This window comes from Candidatus Hakubella thermalkaliphila (assembly GCF_013281975.1).
GTDB classification, from domain to species: Bacteria; Actinomycetota; Humimicrobiia; order Hakubellales; family Hakubellaceae; genus Hakubella; species Hakubella thermalkaliphila.
On record NZ_BLRZ01000216.1, the window covers coordinates 1 to 1,691 of the forward strand.

At 48.9% G+C, this 1,691-nt stretch carries 2 protein-coding genes; one reads left to right on the top strand and one right to left on the bottom strand.

Annotation, left to right across the window (positions count from 1 at the left end; translation table 11 throughout):
- A partial coding sequence (locus tag HW443_RS11010; RefSeq protein ID WP_176238202.1) for an MFS transporter occupies positions 1–746 on the top strand: 746 nt, incomplete at its 5' end.
- Between the two features lie 390 nt (positions 747–1,136).
- On the opposite strand, the gene HW443_RS11015 is transcribed toward HW443_RS11010, so the two are convergent.
- Positions 1,137–1,691: hypothetical protein (locus HW443_RS11015; RefSeq protein ID WP_219857250.1), on the bottom strand; the 555-nt coding region annotated here is incomplete at its 5' end.

Genomic DNA, 1,691 nt, shown 5'->3' on the forward strand with positions numbered 1-1,691 from the left:
CCATTATTCAGTTTCCGCCTATAAATTATCAGTTCAGCGCAGACAAAGGGTGGCAGCCTCTGGCTGGCGGTGCTGTAACGCAGAAACAGGCAGTCGCAGTTAACCCTGAAGATTTGACTTTAGCTGACGCAGTAAAGAATGGCTTGTTCTGGTTTACCGGATTCTCCTTCTTCCTGACGATTTTTGGCGGGCTGATGGCCGTCAGTCAGCTGGCGGCATTTGCCGGGGCCGCTCCACCGGTTGGAATCGGCTTGGCTCCCCTGATCACAGCAACAGTAATTCAGGCCAAGGCTGTTAATAACGGTCTAGGGCGTCCAGTCTGGGGATGGGTAGCAGGTAAAATAGGGCCTAAAAATGCCCTTATCACTGTAGCTCTCTTCATGGCTCTTTCATTGTATGTCCTCTCTATTTCTGAAAGCAGAGCCATGGTAACTTTAGGAGCAGCTTTGGTTGGCTTGTCATTTGGCGGTGCGCTCGCATTGAACCCGGTCATCGCCACCTTTATGTTTGGGCCGTCATACATCGCCCGTATCTATGGATTGATTTTCTTCATGGGCTTTGGTTTCGGCGGGTTTTTTGGGCCAAGGGTCGGCGGGTTGCTCTTTACTGCCACAGGCAGCTATGACGCGCCGTTTCTCCTCGCAGCAGGTCTTGCCATTACCTCGGCGGTCTTATCAGCCCTTATTTTCCCGGCAAAGGGTAAGGAGAAACAGCGCCGCAGTCAGGAGCTTGTAAAAGCCGCATAGTGGTTGCTCGATAAGAGTTATTAGCTAGCTTAGGAACAAGCTTGTTAAAGAAAAAGAGGATCGCGGGTTGTTATTCCTGCGGTCCTCTACTAATTTTCACGGATAAACATCTGGGTAAAGGCATGGTGTCAGGTCTGAAATTTCACCATAAGAAATAACTCTCTTAAAAAGCCTACTGAAATAGGGTTTTGGAGAAGGAGTTGGAAAGAATTTAAAGGAGATTTGACAACTCCTTCTTTTTGGTCTAGTATCAGGTCTGTGGAAATAAATAAGGCAGTCCTGAAATGAGCTTAGATATAAGTAGGATGCGCCAGGAGATGGGCCGCTTAAGCCGGGAGAGATGGGGCCTGGAAAAGGAGCTGGCCGGGGTACTCTCCCGCAAGTTTCTGCTTAAAGGTTCCTTGGTGCAGAAATATAAAGCCTGCAACAAGCCAGGCTGTCGGTGCACCAGGGGGGGACTGATTTGCCCTTGCCTCTATTACAGATGCCCTCCTTTATCTCTTGGGCCGTAAATCCAATCATCTGAAGTAGAGCTATCTCCCGAAAGAGAAGGAAGGGCACCTGATTCATGGAGGAGATGCCTAAAAGGATCTTGAGAGAATAGGTGGTCAGAAGCTTGACCAGGGGAAGCATCATCCTCTCATAGCCCTTCGCTTTAATATCCAGGAGAGCCAAAAACCCCAGGGCGTAGAGGAAGGAAAAAAACTTATCGAAGAACCCCCAGCCAGTTCCAGTGATGAAATCTGATCGGCCCTGCCTGATTCTTTGGGCCACCTCTTTGTCGTCTCGGAAGTGAAATTTAAAGAGGAGATGTTCCCGGGAGTAATCTCTCATTTTCTTTTCTGCTTTCTCCCGGTTTCTTTTCTTCTGCTCTTCTTTTTTCTTAGCTCGGCTCTTCTCTTGCCACATCTCACCTCTTCTCAAGGGAAGATACCTCCAGGGTCC